The organism is Thalassotalea litorea (assembly GCF_005843925.1).
Taxonomy (GTDB): domain Bacteria; phylum Pseudomonadota; class Gammaproteobacteria; order Enterobacterales; family Alteromonadaceae; genus Thalassotalea_A; species Thalassotalea_A litorea_A.
In genome coordinates this window covers 37093-56092 of record NZ_VCBC01000007.1, presented here as the reverse complement: position 1 = coordinate 56092, position 19000 = coordinate 37093, and the positions used below count along the sequence as shown (strand labels likewise).

The window sequence follows — 19000 nt, the reverse complement described above, 5'->3', positions numbered from 1 at the left end:
GGGAAAATTTGGCAAAATTTAACCAATTTCCCCATTTTTAACCTTAATTTTCAAAGGCAACTAATGTATGCTTGCCGCTTAACCCCTCTTACTTTTTCACTTTTAATAAGGTAGCAAAAACCATGTTTGGTAATTTATCAGCATTGCCAGCTGATCCTATTCTTGGGCTACTGGCAAAATATCGTCTTGACGAAAATCCTAATAAAATCGACTTAGGCGTCGGTGTCTATAAAAATGAATATGGTGATACCACCATTTTGGATTGCGTAAAGACCGCTGAAAAGCATCGTCATGATTATGAGCAAACCAAGGTTTACATCGGTCCTGCCGGCAGCCCAGTGTTCAATGAAAAAATGACCGATTTGATTTTTGCTGATCACGAAGTGATTGCGCAAAACCGTGTCCGTACGGTATCTACCCCAGGTGGTACCGGTGCATTGCGTGTTGCAGCAGAATTTATTCGCTCCTGCAAGCCAGGCGCAACGATTTGGGTAAGCGATCCGACGTGGGCAAACCATACGGGCTTGTTCCAGGCTTCAGGTCTGATTGTGAAAACCTATCCTTACTACGATTACGAAAATAAATCGTTGAAGTTTGATGAAATGAAAGGCGCACTTGCACAAGTCAGTGCGGATGACGTGGTACTTCTACACGCTTGTTGTCATAACCCAAGTGGTATGGATTTGAATCAGCAGCAGTGGCAGGAAATTGTTGAGCTGACCAAAGAAGTGGGTTTCACACCATTGATTGATATGGCTTATCAGGGTTTTGGCGAAGGTCTGGACGAAGATGCCTACGGCGTACGCCTAATGGCCGCCCATGTAGCCGAGATGATCCTATGTAGTTCTTGCTCTAAGAACTTTGGTTTATATCGCGAACGTATCGGTGCGTGTAGCATTATTGGTAAAGACGTTGTGACCACAGATATTGCGCAATCAGTATTGCTATCCGTGGTACGTTGTATTTATTCAATGCCACCGGCACACGGTGCGGCATTGGTAGAAACGATTTTGTCTTCCAATGAGTTGACCCAGCAATGGCATACGGAATTGGCGGTAATGCGTAATCGCATTAACGAAAATCGTCAGTTGCTTGTCGATAATATCAAGGCACAGGGTGTTGAACGTGATTTTTCGTTTATCACTAGCCAGAAAGGTATGTTCTCGTTCTTGGGCATTACCCCACAGCAAGTGCAACGCTTACAAGATGAGTTCAGCATTTATATGGTGGGTTCATCGCGGATGAGCATTGCCGGTATTTCCACAAACAATGTGGAATATTTAGCGCAATCCATTGCCAAAGTTTTATAAGTAAAATCTTGCGAATCAGCCGGCTGCTCTGCCGGTTGATTCAATTACCCTCGCCTCAATCAAAAATTCCCTAAAATATCTGTTGCCTGCTCAGCATTAACTCGCTAATTTATTCACTTAGAAATTAACAAAAAAATAACAATAAAGAGTCCTGTCATGAGCACTGGTAGTCATCACTCCAATGATGATGCTCGTAATGAGCATATTCAAATCAATATCAATGGCGAACTCTTTGCTCGCCACGAAGCGAAAATTTCAGTTTTTGATTCCGGTTTTATCCTTGGTGATGGTGTCTGGGAAGGATTGCGCCTGCACCATGGCAAACTGCCTTTTATTGATCAGCATCTGAAGCGCTTATATGAGGGCGCCAAAGCACTGGATTTAGATATCGGCATCTCGCCGCAGCAATTGCAGCAACGCGTGTTAGATACCTGCCTTGCGAATGGCATGGAAGATCATGTCCATATTCGTTTGATGGTCAGCCGAGGGGTTAAATCTACGCCCTATCAAGATCCTCGGGTGACGATTTCTCCGGCGACGATTGTGATTATCCCGGAATACAAAATCCCAGCACCGGATTCTGCCAATCGAGGCCTGGATTTGTATACGGTTTATGTGCGTCGTGGCTACCCCGATGTGCAGGACCCGAAACTCAACAGTCACTCTAAATTAAATTGTATTTTTGGCTGCATTCAGGCCACCAAAGCCGGCGCCGATGAAGCGTTAATGTTAGATCCCCATGGCTTTGTGTCTACCTGTAACTCCACCCATTTCTTTATTGTTCGTGATGGCGAAGTGTGGACTTCAACCGGTGATTATTGCCTGGCTGGTATCACCCGCTCTAACATTATCAAACTCTGTAAACTTGCCCATATTCCGGTGTATGAGAAAAACTTTTCATTGGCGGAAGTCTATGGTGCCGATGAAGCGTTTGTCACCGGTACGTTTGCGGGTGTGACGCCGGTAAAAGTGGTCGATGGTCGTGATATTGGGGATTACCCAAATCGCCAAAGCAAAGGCCCAATGGTGCATCGTTTACAACAACTGTATTTGCAAATGATTGCCAATGAATGCCACTCGAGCCTGTTTGAAGCTTAGAGGCGCTTAACGTATATATCTTAATGAGTTGAACTGAGGTTTGATATGACACTAAGACTGGCTATGTGGTCTGGCCCACGTAATATTTCAACGGCAATGATGCGCGCCTGGGAAAATCGTCCTGATGCAATGGTGATTGATGAGCCTTTTTATGCGTATTATTTGCGGGCAAGCGGTAAGGTTCACCCAATGCAGGATGCTGTTTTGGAAAGTCAGCCACAGCAATGGCAGCAAGTGGTCGAGCAATTATTGCAAGATGTTGATAGGCCGTTGTTTTATCAAAAAATGATGACTCATCATATGCTTGATGAAATCGATTTAAGCTTTTGTGGTGAGTTGAAGCACTGCTTCTTGATCCGTAATCCCGCCAATGTAATCAATTCCTATGTGAAAAAAATCAGCGAAGTGAATGATGAAGATATTGGCATTAAACGCCAGTGGCAGCTTTATCAGCAAATTAGTGAAATCAGCGGCCAGAATATTCCGGTGATTGATGGCCAGGATGTTTTGAAAAATCCCCGAGCGGCGTTATCGTCTGTGTGCGAACAGTTAGGGCTGGATTTTGACGAGGCGATGTTATCCTGGCCTGCCGGTAAGAGAGATTCAGACGGTGTCTGGGCTCCGCACTGGTATCAGCGAGTGGAAGCCTCTACTGGCTTTGAACCTTATCGGCCTGAAGCGACAGAACTGTGTGCAGAACTGCAAGCTGTTGCTGATGACAATATGGAAGCTTATCAGCAGATGTATGCAAAGCGGATAATTCTCTAGCTTTTATCAAGGGGTCAGAGTTGTTGATCTTTCAACAACTCTGACCCCTTGATATTTAGTTTTCTTAGAGAAAACTCCGATTTTGGTTTAGAATAGCCATTTTTATCAGAATCATTTTGGAGTTCGCGTGTCGGTTCCCGGTAATTTGTTTATTTTGTCTGCCCCGAGCGGTGCAGGTAAATCCAGTCTCATTAAAGCCTTGCTGGCGCAAAAATCTGATCGCGCGATGCAGGTATCGGTTTCCCACACTACCCGCGATGCCCGCCCCGGCGAGGTTGACGGCGAGCATTATCACTTTGTTAGTGTCGATGAATTTAAAGCGCTGATTGATGACAATGCATTCTACGAGTGGGCAGAAGTCTTTGGAAATTATTACGGCACTTCGGAAGCCGCCATTGATGCGCAGATTCAACAAGGTAGTGATGTATTTCTTGATATTGACTGGCAAGGTGCACAGCAGGTTCGCTTACGTCATCCGCAGGTTACGACTATTTTTATTTCTCCACCCAGTAAAGAAGAATTGCTCAGTCGTTTGCAGTCTCGCGGTCAGGATAGTGACGAAGTGATTGCAGAGCGCATGGCCCAGGCAAAATCCGAAAGTTCACATTTTCAAGAGTTTGACTATATTGTGGTTAATGACGATTTTGAAACGGCGTTGGCGGATTTAACGACGATTGTAAATAATCAGCGTTTAAAACGTTCACAGCAGGCAATTAAGCATCAACAAATGTTTGCACAATTGCTGGAAGATTAAATTGCATTTCGGCCCAAACTGCCGAATATGGTGCGACAGGATCGCAATTCGTCTAAAAAGATCCCTAGCATAAACTTTAAGCATTTAGTAAACTACACAATCTTGTATAAAACCCCTTGCACTTGGAGTGAATAAATGGCTCGCGTTACTGTTGAAGATGCAGTTGATAAAGTTGGTAATCGTTTTGATTTGGTTTTGATCGCGTCACGTCGTGCTCGTCAAATCGCAACTGGTGGTAAAGATGCCCTGGTTGAAATTGAAAATGACAAGCCGACTGTACTGGCCCTTCGTGAAATCGAAGCAGAATTGATCAACACTGAAATTATGGACAATGCTGATCGCCAGGAACAAGTACAACAAGACTCTGCAGAGTTAGCTGCAGTTGCTGCGATTGTTGGCAACCAGATTTAATGGATCCCCAGCCAATGGTTAAGCTCTTAACCATTGGCTTTCTTACTTTTTCCACGTATTCTTAGATCAGCCCCTTCTGATTTCTTTCTGACTGTATTCCCTGGGAGATATGGGTGTACTTATTTGAACCATTAAAAAAACAAGCCGAAAGCTATTTACCTGCCGAGCAAGTTGAATTGCTAAAGCAGGCGTACCTCGTGGCCTTTGATGCCCACGATGGACAAATGCGCTCGAGCGGCGACCCCTACATTACTCACCCTGTGGCTGTGGCTCGCAATTTGGCGGACATGCACCTTGATCACGAAACATTGATGGCAGCACTGCTGCATGATGTGATTGAAGATACTGAAACCACCAAAGATGAATTGGCAGAGCTATTTGGCTCAACCGTGGCTGAGTTAGTGGAAGGCGTGAGTAAGCTGGACAAACTTAGCTTTAGTTCTAAGCAAGAAGCTCAGGCGGAAAACTTCCGAAAAATGATCCTCGCCATGGTGCAGGATATTCGGGTGATTTTGATTAAGCTTGCCGACCGCACCCACAATATGCGCACCCTAGGTTCTTTGCGTCCGGAAAAACGACGTCGCATTGCCCGGGAAACGCTGGAAATTTACGCGCCGATCGCCAACCGTTTGGGTATCCATGGCATTAAAAATGAATTGGAAGTACTCGGCTTTGAAGCTCTGTATCCGATGCGTTCACGCGCATTAAAGCAAGCGGTAAAACAAGCTCGTGGTAATCGTAAAGAAATTATTGCCAATATACAGAGTGAGATTGAAACTCGTCTGGAAGATTCGGGTATCGCCGCTCAGGTCATTGGCCGTGAAAAACACCTTTATTCCATCTACCGGAAAATGCTGAACAAAGAATTAATGTTCAATGAAGTGATGGATATCTATGCGTTTCGGATTATTGTCGATAATAAAATCGATACTTGTTACCGCGCGCTTGGTGCCGTTCATAACCTGTTCAAGCCAATCGAAACCCGTTTTAAAGACTACATAGCGATCCCAAAAAGTAACGGATATCAGTCATTACACACCTCATTGATTGGTCCCCATGGGATCCCGGTAGAAATTCAAATCCGCACCACGGATATGGACCAAATGGCAGACCGTGGTGTTGCGGCCCATTGGTTGTATAAGCAAGATGGTGAGGACGATAGTGGCACCACAGCTCAGGTGCGCGCCCGTAAATGGATGCAAAGCTTAATGGAGCTACAACAAAGTGCGGGTAGCTCGTTTGAATTTATTGAAAACGTCAAAACCGATTTGTTCCCAGAAGAAATTTACGTGTTTACCCCAGAGGGGAAAATTATTGAGTTGCCGATGGGCGCCACGGCGGTAGATTTTGCCTATGCGGTTCACACTGACGTTGGTAATAGTTGTGTTGGCGCGAAAGTAGAGCGCAAACCATACCCGTTAAGACAACCATTGTTATCAGGGCAAACCATTGAGGTGATTACGGCCAGTGGTGCGCATCCGAATGCCACCTGGTTAAACTTTGTGGTGACGGCCAAAGCGCGATTACAAATTCGTCATTATCTGCGTTCCCAGGAAGAGAGCCAATCATTAGCGTTAGGTAAGCGACTCCTGACCCACGCCCTAGGGCAAATGGATCTCGATGATATTCCAGAGGATAAAATTGAGCAGGTAGTAAATGATACCGGTTATCATTCCATGGACGAGTTATTGGTCAATATTGGTTTAGGTAATGCCTTAAGTATTGGTGTGGCCCGACGTTTAACCGGCGATTTTACCTCTGACAGCGATGAACCGGTTTACGGTAAGGCGAAGATGCCAATCAAAGGCTCTGAAGGCATGCTGGTTACCTATGGTAAGTGTTGCCACCCGATTCCTGGCGATGACATTGTCGCGTATATCTCTTCCGGCAAAGGGTTGATGGTGCATCAGGATGGTTGTCGAAACATTAGCGGTCGCGAAAAAGAACTGGGCAAGTTCTTCCCGGTGAAATGGGATCAGGATGTCGACAATGAATTTATCGCATTACTGCGGGTCGAAATCATAAATCATCAGGGGGTATTGGCAAAACTTACGTCGGTTATCTCGCAATGTGAGTCCAATATCCGAACCTTGAATACCGAAGAAAAAGACTCCAATCTCTATCTGATTTCGATTGAGTTAACCTGTCGCAACCGGGTTCATATCGCCAGCATTATTCGTAAAATCAAAATTATGCCGGATGTGCAAAAAGTTATCCGGCCGAGAAAATAACGAGAATAACTAGGAATTACACATGAAAACCATCATATCTACAGATGACGCACCCAGTGCAATTGGCACCTATTCACAAGCTGTGAAAGTCGGTAATACTGTCTATCTTTCTGGCCAGATCCCTTTAGTTCCGGAAACGATGGAAGTCATTTCCGATGATTTCGATGAGCAGGCCGAGCAGGTATTCAAAAATTTGTGTGCAGTTTGTGAAGCCGCCGGTGGCAATATCAATGATATGGTAAAAGTGAATATCTTTTTAACGGATTTAAGCCATTTTGCTAAGGTTAATGAGGCGATGGCTCGTTATTTCTCAAAGCCATTCCCGGCACGTGCTGCCATCGGTGTCAATGAGCTACCCAAAGGTGTGGCGATTGAAATCGACGGCATTATGGAAGTACCCAGTGTAAACTAGGGTCATTAGACCCTGGCGTAATTTAATTAAGACTGAAGTTATGACCCCGCAAAGACATCAACGCATTCTTGACATGCTTAATAAACGTCAAGTCGACTTAACGGTTTGTATGGAAGGCGTTCACAAGCCTCATAACCTTGCCGCAGTGGTTCGTACCTGTGATGCCATCGGCATTCACGATGTACATGCGGTATGGAAAAACGAGCGTATGCGCGTCGGTGGCGGCAGTGCGGTTGGCTCCCAGAACTGGGTAAATGTTCATCATTACGACAATACCAAAGATGCGATTTTACGTTTAAAAGATAAGGGCATGCAGGTATTAGTCACGAATCTTTCAGAAACCTCGGTAGATTATCGGGAAATCGACTATACCAAGCCTACCGCCATTATCCTCGGGCAAGAAAAATTCGGTGCCAGTGAAGAAGCACTGGCATTAGCCGATCAGGATATTATTATTCCCATGGTTGGCATGGTGCAATCCCTAAACGTTTCGGTTGCCTGTGCGGTGACCTTGTATGAAGCACAACGTCAGCGCCAGTTAGCTGGCATGTACGACACTCCAAGCGATGTATCCGCTGAAGAACGTAATCGGGTATTGTTTGAAGGGGGTCATCCAATTTTTGCCAAGGCATGCCTGCGTAAAGGCTTGCCTTATCCAGATATTGACGAAGACGGCCATATCGTTGCCAGTGACGATTGGTGGAAAAAAATGCAAATGAACCAGGAAGCCTGGGAAGATATAGATTCGTAGCTATGAGTAATCGCCAGGGACAGGTTCAGGAAGGTCTGACAAAACTTGCTCAAACACCGGTTACGGTGTTGAAAGGAGTGGGCCCTGGTGTTGCGAGTAAACTGGAAAAACTTGGTTTATACACGCTCCAGGATGTGGTTTTTCATTTGCCACTGCGTTACGAAGACAGAACCCGGGTGTACGCTATTCGCGATCTTTTGCCTGGGTTACATACCTCAATCGTTGGCGAAATCGTCGACTGTCAGATTAGTTTTGGTCGCAAGCGCATGCTGTTGTGTCGGGTGAATGATGGCACCGGCGAGATCACCCTAAGATTCTTTCATTTTTCCGCGGCCCAAAAAAATAATCTAAATGTCGGTACGACATTACGTTGTTTTGGTGAAATTCATCGTGGCGCCCGTGGTTTTGAGATTATCCACCCGGAATATAAGCAACTTGATCAGGATAACCCTCATATCGCGGTAGAGGAAAATCTGACTCCGGTGTACCCAACAACCGAAGGTTTGCGGCAAATCAGTTTGCGTAATATTTGTGATCAAGCGTTGACCCGTTTGCAGCGAGGCAGTGTTGAAGATTTATTGCCCGCCGGCACTTTTGAAGAGTCAATCTCTCTGGCCGACGCCATATTAATTATACACCGTCCACCTGCCGACGTTGCCATCACCGCAATTGAAGAAGGACGCCATCCCGCACAATTGCGTTTAATCAAAGAAGAGTTATTGGCCCACAATCTCAGTATGTTAAAGCTGCGCGAGTCCTGTGACAAACATGCCGCGATCCCATTAACCATCGATAAAACATTAGAGCACAAATTCCTCGAATCTTTGCCATTCTCGCCGACCAATGCCCAGCAACGTGTGGTCAATGAACTGCGCGTCGACCTGCAAAAAAATGTGCCGATGATGCGTTTGGTGCAAGGGGATGTCGGATCCGGTAAAACCTTAGTCGCAGCGTTGGCAGCGTTAACCGCAATTGGCCAGGGGTATCAGGTTGCATTGATGGCACCAACGGAAATATTGGCAGAGCAACATGCAATTAATTTCGCTAATTGGTTTGGACCATTAGGGATCAATGTCGGTTGGTTAGCCTCAAAAAGTAAAGCCAAAGTCAAACAACATGCATTGCAGGCCATCAAAGATGGCAGTATGCAGATGGTTGTCGGCACCCATGCGTTGTTTCAGGAACAAGTGCAATTTGCCAAAATGTCGCTGATTATTATCGACGAACAACACCGATTCGGTGTTCATCAACGTCTGGAACTTCGCGAAAAAGGTAAAATTGATGACTGTTATCCGCATCAACTAATCATGACCGCGACACCCATTCCCAGAACTCTGGCTATGACCGCCTATGCCGATTTAGACACGTCAGTCATTGATGAATTGCCACCGGGCAGGACACCGATTAAAACCGTGGCGATTGCCGATGTGCGCCGTGATGAAGTCATTGACCGAGTGCGCTTATCCTGTAGCGAAGAGAATCGTCAGGCATATTGGGTGTGTACCTTGATTGAAGAATCCGAGGTACTGGAATGTCAGGCGGCCGAAGATACCGCAAGCTACCTGCAAGAGCAGTTGCCAGGGCTTAAAGTCGGTCTGGTGCATGGCCGGATGAAGCCAGCGGAAAAACAAGCGATCATGGACGCTTTTAAAGCCGGTGAGATGCATTTGCTGGTGGCGACAACCGTGATCGAAGTCGGGGTTGATGTGCCCAATGCCAGTCTAATGATTATTGAAAATCCGGAGCGTTTGGGACTGGCGCAATTGCATCAGCTGCGAGGCCGGGTAGGGCGAGGTGGTGTCGCATCGCACTGCGTATTAATGTACAAAAGTCCACTATCAAAGACCGCAACGAAACGGTTATCGGTACTGCGTGAATCCAATGATGGCTTTTTAATTGCCCAGCGTGATTTGGAAATTCGAGGGCCTGGTGAGTTGCTAGGAACTCGGCAAACCGGCCTGGCAGAGTTGAAAATTGCCGATTTGGTGCGTGATGGCGATTTAATCCCAGACATTTTACCCAAGGCGAGTCAGCTTTGGCGGCAATCTCCCGACATTGCCCAGGCGTTAATTCAGCGTTGGCTAGGAAATAAAGAAAAATATTCAAATGCATAGGGCGCGACAACCTTTGTGTTGTCTTGGTTTGCTCCGCCAATGTCCTTTGCAGTAAACTACTAAACGTTGGCGTCCGGAATCAATATTGCGATTTACCGGGATGAACGCCCAGAATTTAATAACTCGGATTCAATTTGATGACTATCGATAAAAACTCCACCACGGATTTTGGCTACAAACAGGTTAAGACCGAAGAGAAAGAGCAAATGGTTGCTGGCGTATTTCACTCAGTCGCCCAGCAATATGACATTATGAATGACTTAATGTCGTTCGGTATTCATCGGCTTTGGAAACGTTTTACCATTGATGCCAGTGGTGCACGTCCCGGTAATAAAATCCTTGATTTAGCCGGTGGCACCGGTGATTTAACCGCCAAGTTTTCAAAAATTGTTGGTTCACAAGGGCAAGTTGTTTTGGCCGATATCAACAGTTCAATGCTCAATGTTGGCCGCGATAAATTGCGCGATTTGGGCGTCGTCGGCAATGTCGACTACGTTCAGGCCAATGCTCAGGCTCTGCCATTTGAAGAGAATACCTTTGATATTGTTACCATTGCATTTGGCCTTCGTAATGTGACCGATAAAGACGAAGCCTTACGGTCAATTTATCGGGTACTCAAACCCGGTGGACGCCTACTCGTGCTAGAGTTTTCGACGCCAGAACATGAATTACTCAATAAAATTTATGATTTTTATTCTTTCAATATTTTACCCAAAATGGGTGATATTGTTGCTAAAGATGGTGACAGCTATGAATATTTGGCGGAATCAATTCGTATGCACCCCGATCAAGACACATTAAAAGCGATGATGGAAAATGCCGGTTTTGATCAAACCAGCTATCATAATCTGACTGGTGGTATTGTCGCGTTACATAAAGGGTTTAAATTTTAATATGGTGCTTATGGGCATGCTGCCACAAATGCTGTGCAGTGCGTTGGAAAAAGTCATCAATACGGCCTTGTCGCTGGACCCTAAGCAGGCAACAGCGTTAGGGAAAATGGAGCAACAGGCGCTGACCTTGCAATTGCAGGAACTTCCTTTTGTTTTGTCGTTTTTGGTAAGTCAGGGGCAGGTCATGGTGATGTCTTGCCGTATTGAACACAGCTGTTATCTGGCGACAGAACTTTCAACCTTGCCCAAGCTTACGAAGCCGCAATTGCTGCCAGAGTTAATCAAACAAGGACTTATTGAAATTGAAGGTGATATCCAGCAGGCGCAGAGCTTCGCGAATTTAGGGCAATCTCTCGATATTGATTGGCAGCAACAATTGGCCAAGCACCTGGGTGATATCCCAACCCACTACCTGACTCGTTTGTTTAGCCGTGTGAGAAACAAAGCGCGATTCGCACAACGACAAATTGAACAGGATAGCAGCGAATACCTGTTATACGAGCAACCGGTTTTGGTAAATCAGGCCGTTGTGGAACATTTTAACGGGCAGGTTACACAACTTGCCAGTGATACCAAGGCTATCGAGCAACGTATCAGTCATTTAATCACTACTCTGACAGCGAAGGAATAACGTGCGTAGCCAGCGACTCTATCAAATCATAAAGACCTTTTTGCAGTATGGCCTGGATGAACTCTTGCCGGGAGAGAAAGTCCCTTGGTATGGAAAATTACTGCGCCTGAGCTTTTTCTGGTTGCGCAATCAGCACAAAGATAAATCCATAGAACAACGGTTTCGCTTAGCGATTGAATCTTTAGGGCCGGTGTATATTAAGTTTGGACAGATGTTGTCTACCCGCCGGGATTTATTGACCCCGGCTTTCGCGGAAGAGCTGGCGAGACTGCAGGATAATGTCGAACCTTTTGACGGCGCACTGGCGCGCAAACGGATCATTGAAGCGATAGGTCCAAAAAAGTTTGAGCAGGCTTTTATTGAGTTTGATCAACAGCCATTAGCCTCGGCATCAATTGCCCAGGTGCATGCAGCAAAAATGCTGCGCACAGAAGACAACGAAGCCATAAACGTAGTCATCAAGGTGATTCGCCCCGGTATCGAGTCGGTGATCCTGGCGGATATTGAAGTGATGCAATTGTTTGCGAACCTAGTCAGCAAATATTATCACCAGGGCAAGCGCCTACGGCCCGAGGAAGTGGTTGATGAATATCGAAAAACCATTATCGATGAGCTGGATTTGCTTCGGGAAGCGGCTAACTCGATTCAGTTAAAACGCAATTTTGCCGACGACAAGGTGCTGTATGTTCCGGAAGTGTATAGTGATTACTGCACACGGGACGTTATGGTGATGGAGCGTATTTATGGCATCGGGGTTGGTGAAGTCGAGCAACTAAAAGCGGCAAACGTTAATATGCAACTGCTCGCAGAACGGGGTGTGGAGGTATTCTTTACTCAGGTATTTCGTGACAGCTTTTTCCATGCAGATATGCACCCTGGTAACGTCTTTGTTGACGTGACGAATCCAAGTGATCCCACCTGGATTGCAATCGATTGCGGTATCGTCGGTACCTTGAACAAGGAAGATAAACGGTATCTGGCGGAAAATTTTGTGGCGTTTTTCAATCGAGATTACTATCAGGTCGCACAACTCCATGTCGATTCTGGCTGGGTCCCGGCGGATACCAATGTCGAAGAGTTTGAGTTTGCTATCCGTACCGTCTGCGAACCTATTTTTGAAAAACCTTTATCGGAAATCTCTTTCGGTCAGGTACTGATCAACCTATTTAATACCGCGCGCCGCTTTGATATGGAAGTGCAGCCACAACTTGTGCTGCTGCAAAAAACATTGTTGTATATCGAGGGCCTGGGGCGTCAGCTTTATCCCGAACTGGATTTATGGAAAACCGCAAAACCGTTTTTGGAAGACTGGGTAAAAGAGCAGATGGGGCCGAAAGCGTTATTTAATCAGGTGAAAGAAAAGTTGCCGTTTTGGGGAGAGAAACTTCCTGAGATCCCAGATTTATTTTATGACTATCTAAAAACCAGTCAGCAAACCAAGATAAGTCAGCTGACTTTGGTGAGGCAGATGCAGCAGCAACACCAACAAAGTAAACGTCTGCAGCTGACCGTGGTATCCGTTGGTTTGTTAATTGCCGCGAGTGTTGTGGCAACTCAGGAATTTTATCAATTAGCGGGTATTGGTGGGATCATAGGCTTGGTACTGATGTTACGTTCACTAAAAGATTAGGGACGTTATCGTACAAAATTACCATCACTTGCCTTGCTTGGTAAAATAGCCTTCGACGCGCAAAGCGATCCCCGGTGTTGTATCGTAATTACGCTCTTCTTCCCAAAGTAAGAAGGGCTCAATTTCAAAAAACAGCCACTCGCGTATCGCATTGATACGATATCGGTAACCCAATCGATATTCTTCGATTAAAAAGCCCCGATCCCCATTACGTTCCCCTTCAACCGTCAGGCTGGTCACGGTCGCACTGCGATGATCTAATTGTTTAAAGTAATAGGCCCCGTGGCGCCACCTGGCGCCAGAGTATGCCTCTGAGCCACTGATTGAATAATTAATCTGTAATTGACGGTCAAACGAAGGGGTGTAGGCATATTGCAAAAACAAGCGAGAACCAAATCCATCACCGAGGAAATAATAAATTGACGGTTCCATCTTAAATGCATGGGGTTTGGTGTAATCGGTTTGTAGCTTCAAACGGGCCTTAGTAAATAGATCGCCACCGGAGATACCAATCCGAGTATCAATAAAGCTATTGTCATCTTCTTTGTTAACCACTCGCAGGGCTGCGGTGAATCTATCGTCTTCTAAATCTCTGTTTAACGGTAAGTCATTGCCATAATTTTCAATGCCGGTTGACTGATCATCATCGTCAGAAAAAATCACATCAACTTTGTTTTCGAAGTGGGGTAAGCGTAAACGGATGCGAAATCTTTGGGTGAATTCACCCCAGTCAGCGGCTCTTGGCTCCCAGCCAAGGCGAATTCTGGCCAGGGATTTAGGGTTGGCCTGCTCTTCATTGTCATTGGCAAAAAAACTGTCAAACCACAGGGCTGTATTAAAGAAACTATCACTCACCGCGCCATGAAAATTCCCCAGCCAATCCTTATCATAGCTGGTATTCTCCTGCTCTTTTTCTTGATCGATGGCGGTTATTTCAATGATTTCCATTTCGATGTCCGACTGCTGCTGAGCATGGGCAGTAAGGGTCAAAAACAGGTATGGAATCAGTAAGCACCAATACAGGTTATTGTTATTTTTCACGACACTCGTTGTTCAATAAGATTAGAAAAATCCATCTTCTGAATTTAACTATAGCAATAAAACCGAAATTTTGAGGGGGCAAATAGAGGTGGATTTAATGGCCATTGCTATCGAAAACTGGCCAGCGATGAATGTCAGCCAAGGAACTAAAATAAAGTGTAACTTACCAATAATTTATTCCATTTCAAATAGCAACGCTATTATAGGTATAATTACCAGCCTACTCGACTTATAATGAAAACAATATTTAAAAAAGGAAACTGATTATGGGTATTAGTCCATGGCAATTATTAATTGTATTGGTAATCGTGATTTTATTATTCGGTACAAAGCGTTTACGTAATTTAGGTGGCGATCTTGGCTCTGCGTTTAAAGGCTTTAAAAAAGCGGTTGGCGAAGATGAAGCCAAGAAAGATGAGCCAGAAAACGAGCAGCTTGCAGAGAAGACTAACGCTGAATCAACTGAAGAAAGCGTAAAGAAAAAAGATCAGGTTTAGGCCCGGATTATCTATGTTTGATATTGGTTTTTGGGAGCTTTTAGTCATTGCGGTTATGGGTCTGTTGATCCTCGGACCTGAGCGACTACCTACGGCGATTCGTACGGTACGAAACTGGGTGCGCAATGTGCAGCGTTTCAGTCAAAATGTGCAGACGGAATTAAAAGAAGAACTGCGTATACACGAATTGCATAACAATTTAAAAGAAGCGGAAAAGCAGGGTTTTGAAAATTTGACTACTGATGTCAAAGATTCGGTTGATAGCTTAAAAAAAGCGGCTGAAGAAGCAACCCGCCCCTATGAAGATACGGTAAAAGACGAGAGTAAAAAAAATAATGACGGATGAACAAAGTCAGGGCTCTTCCTTATTTGACCATTTGTTAGAATTACGAAATCGCCTGCTGGCCATGGTGGGTTCTATTTTGGTCATCTTTGCCAGCCTTGCCTATTTTGCCAAGGATATATACAGAACACTGGCCAAACCCTTGGTTGATGTTATGCCGGAAGGCACCAACATGATCGCGACTCACGTTGCCTCCCCCTTTATTGCGCCGTTTAAATTGACTCTGGTCGTGTCCATTTTCATTGCGATGCCATATATGCTGTATCAGCTGTGGAAATTTGTGGCGCCGGGTTTATATCAAAACGAGAAACGCTTGGTCGCACCACTACTTTTCGGCAGTAGCTTATTATTTTATGCGGGAATTGCTTTTGCGTACTTTGTGGTGTTTCCGCTGGCATTCGCTTTTTTCAACTCAGTAACCCCTGACGGGGTGGTGATCGCCACAGACATTAGCAGTTACCTCGACTTTGTCCTGAAAATATTTTTTGCCTTTGGCGCCGCCTTTGAGATCCCAGTCGCCATTATTTTGATGTGCTGGACCGGTTTTACAACGCCGGCGAAGTTGCGTGAAAAACGGCCATATGTCATTGTGGCTGTGTTTATAATTGGCATGTTGCTGACACCACCGGATGTGATTTCGCAAACATTGTTAGCCGTGCCTATGTGGTTATTATTTGAATTAGGTATTATTTTGTCGTCGTTTTATCGTAAGCGTGAGACTGACGAGGAAGGTATAGAATAATGAAAAACTTGATGATATTAGCAATCTTGGCGTTAACTCCAACCCTAGCGTTAGCCAACACTGCGATGGACCCATTGCTTTGGGGTTGTAGCGAAATTAGCGATGATGATAAACGACTCGCGTGTTTTGATGCTTACATAAAGCAAAAATCCTCGCTCAATGCGCAACCTGTTAGTGCACCTAAACCCTTGGTTTTAAACTCTAATGGTGACGAGCCTCAGGCCGATGAGAAAGCCACAGACAATCCAGACCAAGCTCAGAATTTTGGTTTGGAACACAAACAAAAAAAATCGGCGGACGTGTCTGAAATATCAACGACCATAATCAAGGCCAGTAAACAAAGCCATAGCAACTGGGTATTCACGTTCGAAAATGGCCAGAAATGGCGCACCATCGAATCAACGTCAACCTTATTTAAAGTTGGCCAGGACGTGGTTATTAAACGCGGCATGTTTAATTCATTTTCATTAAAGAAAGCCGGCTCGAATCGCACAGTCAAAGTAAAACGCGTCAATTAATATGGCAGACAGCTTGGTTGATATTGGCGTTAATCTAACCAACAGTCGATTCGATAAAGACCGCGAGGATGTGATTTTACGTGCTCGGGCTGCCGGTGTAAAAGAACTGCTGATAACCGGTACCAATGTGCTCGAGAGTCGTCAGGCTCTCGCTCTGGCACAACAACATCAAGCTCTGTACAGCACCGCTGGGGTGCATCCCCATGATGCCGATGGCGTCAGTGATGATTATCTTGAGCAGTTAAAACAGATTTGCCTGGACGAAAACGTGAGCGCAGTTGGCGAGTGTGGCCTGGACTTTAATCGTAACTTTTCGACGCCGGAAAATCAGCAACGGGTATTCCAAGAACAATTAGTGTTGGCGAGCGAATTGCAAAAGCCGGTGTTTTTACATCAGCGAGATGCGTTTCCCACGTGGAAGGGCATTATCGATGAACACTTAGCAAAACTTCATGGTGGCGTGTCCCATTGCTTTACCGGAACCTTAGCCGAGCTAAAGCAGGTTTTGGATATGGGGTTTTACATCGGTATTACCGGTTGGATATGTGATCCCAAACGAGGTCAGGAACTTTATGATATTGTGCGATATATTCCGCTGGATCGGTTGTTGATTGAAACTGACGCACCGTATTTAACGCCTAAAAATATCCGTCCTCGTCCGAAGAGCAGTCGTAATGAACCGTCATATTTACCGTTTGTTGCCGACACGCTGGCGATTGCTATGGGTATCGATAAAAAACAATTAATTACTCAAACCACAAACAATGCCAGACAATTGTTTCAGTGGGTTTAGCTGGAGACATTATGAGTATTGAACAATTTGGCCAATTTCCTGCACGACGCATGCGTCGGATGCGCAAAGACGATTTTTCGCGACGTTTGATGGCGGAAAGCCAACTTACGGTGAATGATCTGATTTACCCTGTGTTTGTGCTTGAGGGTGAAAACCAAAGGGAAGCGATCCCATCAATGCCAGGCGTAGAGCGTAAGAGTATTGATTTACTCCTGGAAGAAGCCGCAGAATTGGTTGAGCTAGGCATTCCCGCCATTGCAATATTCCCGGTCACTCCTTCAGAATGCAAATCGCTACTCGCTGAAGAAGCATATAACCCCGAAGGTTTGGCGCAACGCAGTGTCAAAGCGTTGAAGGCTAAATTCCCTGAACTTGGGGTAATTACCGATGTCGCATTGGATCCTTTCACCACCCATGGTCAGGATGGCATTATTGATGACCAAGGTTATGTTCTCAATGATGTCACCACTGAAGTGTTGGTAAAGCAAGCCTTGTCCCACGCCCAAGCCGGTGCCGATGTTGTCGCCCCATCAGATATGATGGATGGGCGAGTCGGTGCGATTCGAGCGGCGTTAGAAGATGCTGGCTTTGTGAATACCCGTATTCTTGCCTATTCCGCCAAATATGCGTCTAATTACTATGGCCCATTCCGTGACGCTGTCGGCTCGGCTGGTAATATTAAAGGTGGCAACAAGTATTCTTATCAGATGGATCCGGCAAATTCAGACGAAGCGTTACAGGAAATTGCTCAGGATCTTGCCGAAGGCGCAGATATGGTTATGGTAAAACCCGGAATGCCATATCTCGATATCGTCCGCCGTGTAAAAGACAACTTTAAAGTTCCGACTTATGCGTATCAGGTCAGTGGTGAATATGCGATGCATATGGCGGCTATCAATAATGGCTGGTTGGCAGAGAAACCTTGTGTAATGGAAGGGTTGTTGGCGTTTAAGAGAGCCGGTGCCGATGGCATACTGACCTATTTCGCCAAGCAAGTTGGCTATTGGCTAAAAGAAGATAAGTAACAATACATGTAAATAAAAAGGTGCCAAACGGCATCTTTTTTTTGGTTCTCTTTTCGCACCTTTTTCGATGCCTGATGGTTTCTTTATGATTCGACAACTGATAGTTTTTAGAGCGTAAAAGCTATTTGTATAAATTTCACTCTAAGGTAAACAGTTCATTGCGCGTTCCAGTAAATACCCATTATCTGCAATTGCATCTTGCAGTACTGTTATTTTCCTTATGTGCGCTGTTTGCGTATTGGGTCAATGCCAGCCCTGTTTTTATCGTCTTTGGTCGCACCTTCTTCGCCGCATTGGCAATTGCTCTCTATGTTGTTTTCACGTCCAATACTGGCCTTGCGTTACCTGCATACCATAAGCGTCAACTAATATTGTCCTCGCTTTTGTTGGTTTGTCATTGGCTGACATTTTTCTTTTCTGCGCAGCACGCCAGTGTTTCTATCGCCTTGATTACATTTGCTAGCTATCCCTTATGGGTATTGCTGATTGGTTATTTTCAAGGAGACGCGTTAAAGCCCCTTGCCATGCTCGGACAGACAATATTGATTATTATTGGTGTGGCGCTGGTCAGTGGTGTGCACGCCGAGATGGGTGTCCAGGGAGAAGTCGAAGGATTGGTCGCAGGTCTGATATCAGCATTTATATTTGCCTGGTTAACGTATCTAAACCAGTCATTAATGCAAACCTGTTGTTCACTCAATCTGACCTTTTGGCAAAACCTGCTTGCATCACTATTACTATTGCCGTTGGTGTTTCTTGTGCCATTTTCAGGGGATATTGCTGACATTGGCAAACTATTATTGCTGGGCGTATTATTTACCGCATTTGCACACAACCTGTTACTTAATTCGATGCGCAGTATTCCTGCCTTTCTCGTCAGTATCACCGTATGTCTGGAACCTGCTTATGGTATTGTTGCGGCAGCCGTTTTATTTGCTGAGCCATTAACGGTAACGGTGATTGTCGGTATTGCTTTGGTGCTGATAAGTAACATATGGGCAGTGATGGCGCAGCGTAGGAGTTTGAGAAAAGGTTAAC

The 19000-nt window shown here is 45.3% G+C and carries 20 protein-coding genes; 19 read left to right on the top strand and 1 reads right to left on the bottom strand.

Annotation, left to right across the window (positions count from 1 at the left end; translation table 11 throughout):
- Positions 1-122 precede the first annotated feature (122 nt).
- The 12 genes from FE810_RS08215 to ubiB all read left to right on the top strand — a co-directional run bounded on the left by FE810_RS08215 (position 123) and on the right by ubiB (position 13003).
- Complete coding sequence (locus FE810_RS08215) at positions 123-1310, top strand: amino acid aminotransferase (protein ID WP_138319572.1); 1188 nt, start codon at positions 123-125, stop codon at positions 1308-1310.
- A 156-nt stretch (positions 1311-1466) separates the two neighbouring features.
- Positions 1467-2408, top strand: a complete 942-nt coding sequence (locus tag FE810_RS08210; protein WP_138319571.1) for an aminotransferase class IV — start codon at positions 1467-1469, stop codon at positions 2406-2408.
- Positions 2409-2453: 45 nt separating this feature from the next.
- The gene (locus FE810_RS08205; protein WP_138319570.1) at positions 2454-3176 is read left to right on the top strand and encodes a sulfotransferase-like domain-containing protein; all 723 of its coding nucleotides are present in this window, start codon (positions 2454-2456) and stop codon (positions 3174-3176) included.
- Between the two features lie 127 nt (positions 3177-3303).
- Positions 3304-3930: a guanylate kinase gene (gmk, locus tag FE810_RS08200; RefSeq protein WP_138319569.1), complete on the top strand. Its 627-nt coding sequence runs from the start codon at positions 3304-3306 to the stop codon at positions 3928-3930.
- A gap of 135 nt (positions 3931-4065) precedes the next feature.
- Positions 4066-4341 (top strand): DNA-directed RNA polymerase subunit omega, encoded by a 276-nt coding sequence (rpoZ, locus tag FE810_RS08195; RefSeq protein ID WP_138319568.1) that lies wholly within the window; start codon positions 4066-4068, stop codon positions 4339-4341.
- A 113-nt stretch (positions 4342-4454) separates the two neighbouring features.
- A complete protein-coding gene (spoT, locus tag FE810_RS08190; RefSeq protein ID WP_138319567.1) occupies positions 4455-6572 on the top strand; it encodes a bifunctional GTP diphosphokinase/guanosine-3',5'-bis pyrophosphate 3'-pyrophosphohydrolase in 2118 nt (705 codons plus the stop codon).
- Positions 6573-6594: 22 nt separating this feature from the next.
- A complete protein-coding gene (gene ridA, locus FE810_RS08185; protein ID WP_138319566.1) occupies positions 6595-6984 on the top strand; it encodes a deaminase RidA in 390 nt (129 codons plus the stop codon).
- A 40-nt stretch (positions 6985-7024) separates the two neighbouring features.
- Positions 7025-7735: a tRNA (guanosine(18)-2'-O)-methyltransferase TrmH gene (gene trmH / locus FE810_RS08180; RefSeq protein ID WP_138319565.1), complete on the top strand. Its 711-nt coding sequence runs from the start codon at positions 7025-7027 to the stop codon at positions 7733-7735.
- Between the two features lie 2 nt (positions 7736-7737).
- Positions 7738-9849: an ATP-dependent DNA helicase RecG gene (recG, locus tag FE810_RS08175; protein WP_138319564.1), complete on the top strand. Its 2112-nt coding sequence runs from the start codon at positions 7738-7740 to the stop codon at positions 9847-9849.
- Between the two features lie 137 nt (positions 9850-9986).
- A complete protein-coding gene (ubiE, locus tag FE810_RS08170; RefSeq protein WP_138319563.1) occupies positions 9987-10742 on the top strand; it encodes a bifunctional demethylmenaquinone methyltransferase/2-methoxy-6-polyprenyl-1,4-benzoquinol methylase UbiE in 756 nt (251 codons plus the stop codon).
- 16 nt (positions 10743-10758) lie between these two features.
- Positions 10759-11373 carry a ubiquinone biosynthesis accessory factor UbiJ gene (locus tag FE810_RS08165; protein WP_171022309.1) on the top strand — a complete coding sequence of 205 codons (615 nt, stop codon included), beginning with the start codon at positions 10759-10761 and terminating at the stop codon, positions 11371-11373.
- Between the two features lies 1 nt (position 11374).
- Positions 11375-13003 carry a ubiquinone biosynthesis regulatory protein kinase UbiB gene (gene ubiB / locus FE810_RS08160; protein ID WP_138319561.1) on the top strand — a complete coding sequence of 543 codons (1629 nt, stop codon included), beginning with the start codon at positions 11375-11377 and terminating at the stop codon, positions 13001-13003.
- Positions 13004-13027: 24 nt separating this feature from the next.
- On the opposite strand, the gene FE810_RS08155 is transcribed toward ubiB, so the two are convergent.
- Positions 13028-14044: a hypothetical protein gene (locus FE810_RS08155; protein ID WP_138319560.1), complete on the bottom strand. Its 1017-nt coding sequence runs from the start codon at positions 14042-14044 to the stop codon at positions 13028-13030.
- A 263-nt stretch (positions 14045-14307) separates the two neighbouring features.
- Here FE810_RS08155 and tatA point away from each other — a divergent pair, with 263 nt between their 5' ends.
- From tatA to FE810_RS08120, 7 genes are all read left to right on the top strand, one after another.
- Positions 14308-14541, top strand: coding sequence for a twin-arginine translocase TatA/TatE family subunit (tatA, locus tag FE810_RS08150; protein ID WP_138319559.1), 234 nt, complete (start codon positions 14308-14310; stop codon positions 14539-14541).
- A gap of 13 nt (positions 14542-14554) precedes the next feature.
- Positions 14555-14887, top strand: coding sequence for a Sec-independent protein translocase protein TatB (gene tatB / locus FE810_RS08145; protein WP_138319558.1), 333 nt, complete (start codon positions 14555-14557; stop codon positions 14885-14887).
- Positions 14877-15626 (top strand): twin-arginine translocase subunit TatC, encoded by a 750-nt coding sequence (gene tatC, locus FE810_RS08140; protein WP_138319557.1) that lies wholly within the window; start codon positions 14877-14879, stop codon positions 15624-15626. The genes tatB and tatC overlap by 11 nt, the downstream gene beginning before the upstream one ends.
- The gene (locus tag FE810_RS08135) at positions 15626-16144 is read left to right on the top strand and encodes a hypothetical protein (RefSeq protein ID WP_138319556.1); all 519 of its coding nucleotides are present in this window, start codon (positions 15626-15628) and stop codon (positions 16142-16144) included. The genes tatC and FE810_RS08135 overlap by 1 nt, the downstream gene beginning before the upstream one ends.
- A gap of 1 nt (position 16145) precedes the next feature.
- Positions 16146-16937 (top strand): TatD family hydrolase, encoded by a 792-nt coding sequence (locus tag FE810_RS08130; protein WP_171022308.1) that lies wholly within the window; start codon positions 16146-16148, stop codon positions 16935-16937.
- A gap of 11 nt (positions 16938-16948) precedes the next feature.
- Positions 16949-17962 (top strand): porphobilinogen synthase, encoded by a 1014-nt coding sequence (gene hemB / locus FE810_RS08125; RefSeq protein ID WP_138319555.1) that lies wholly within the window; start codon positions 16949-16951, stop codon positions 17960-17962.
- 158 nt (positions 17963-18120) lie between these two features.
- Positions 18121-18999: a DMT family transporter gene (locus FE810_RS08120; protein ID WP_138319554.1), complete on the top strand. Its 879-nt coding sequence runs from the start codon at positions 18121-18123 to the stop codon at positions 18997-18999.
- Position 19000: the final 1 nt, after the last annotated feature.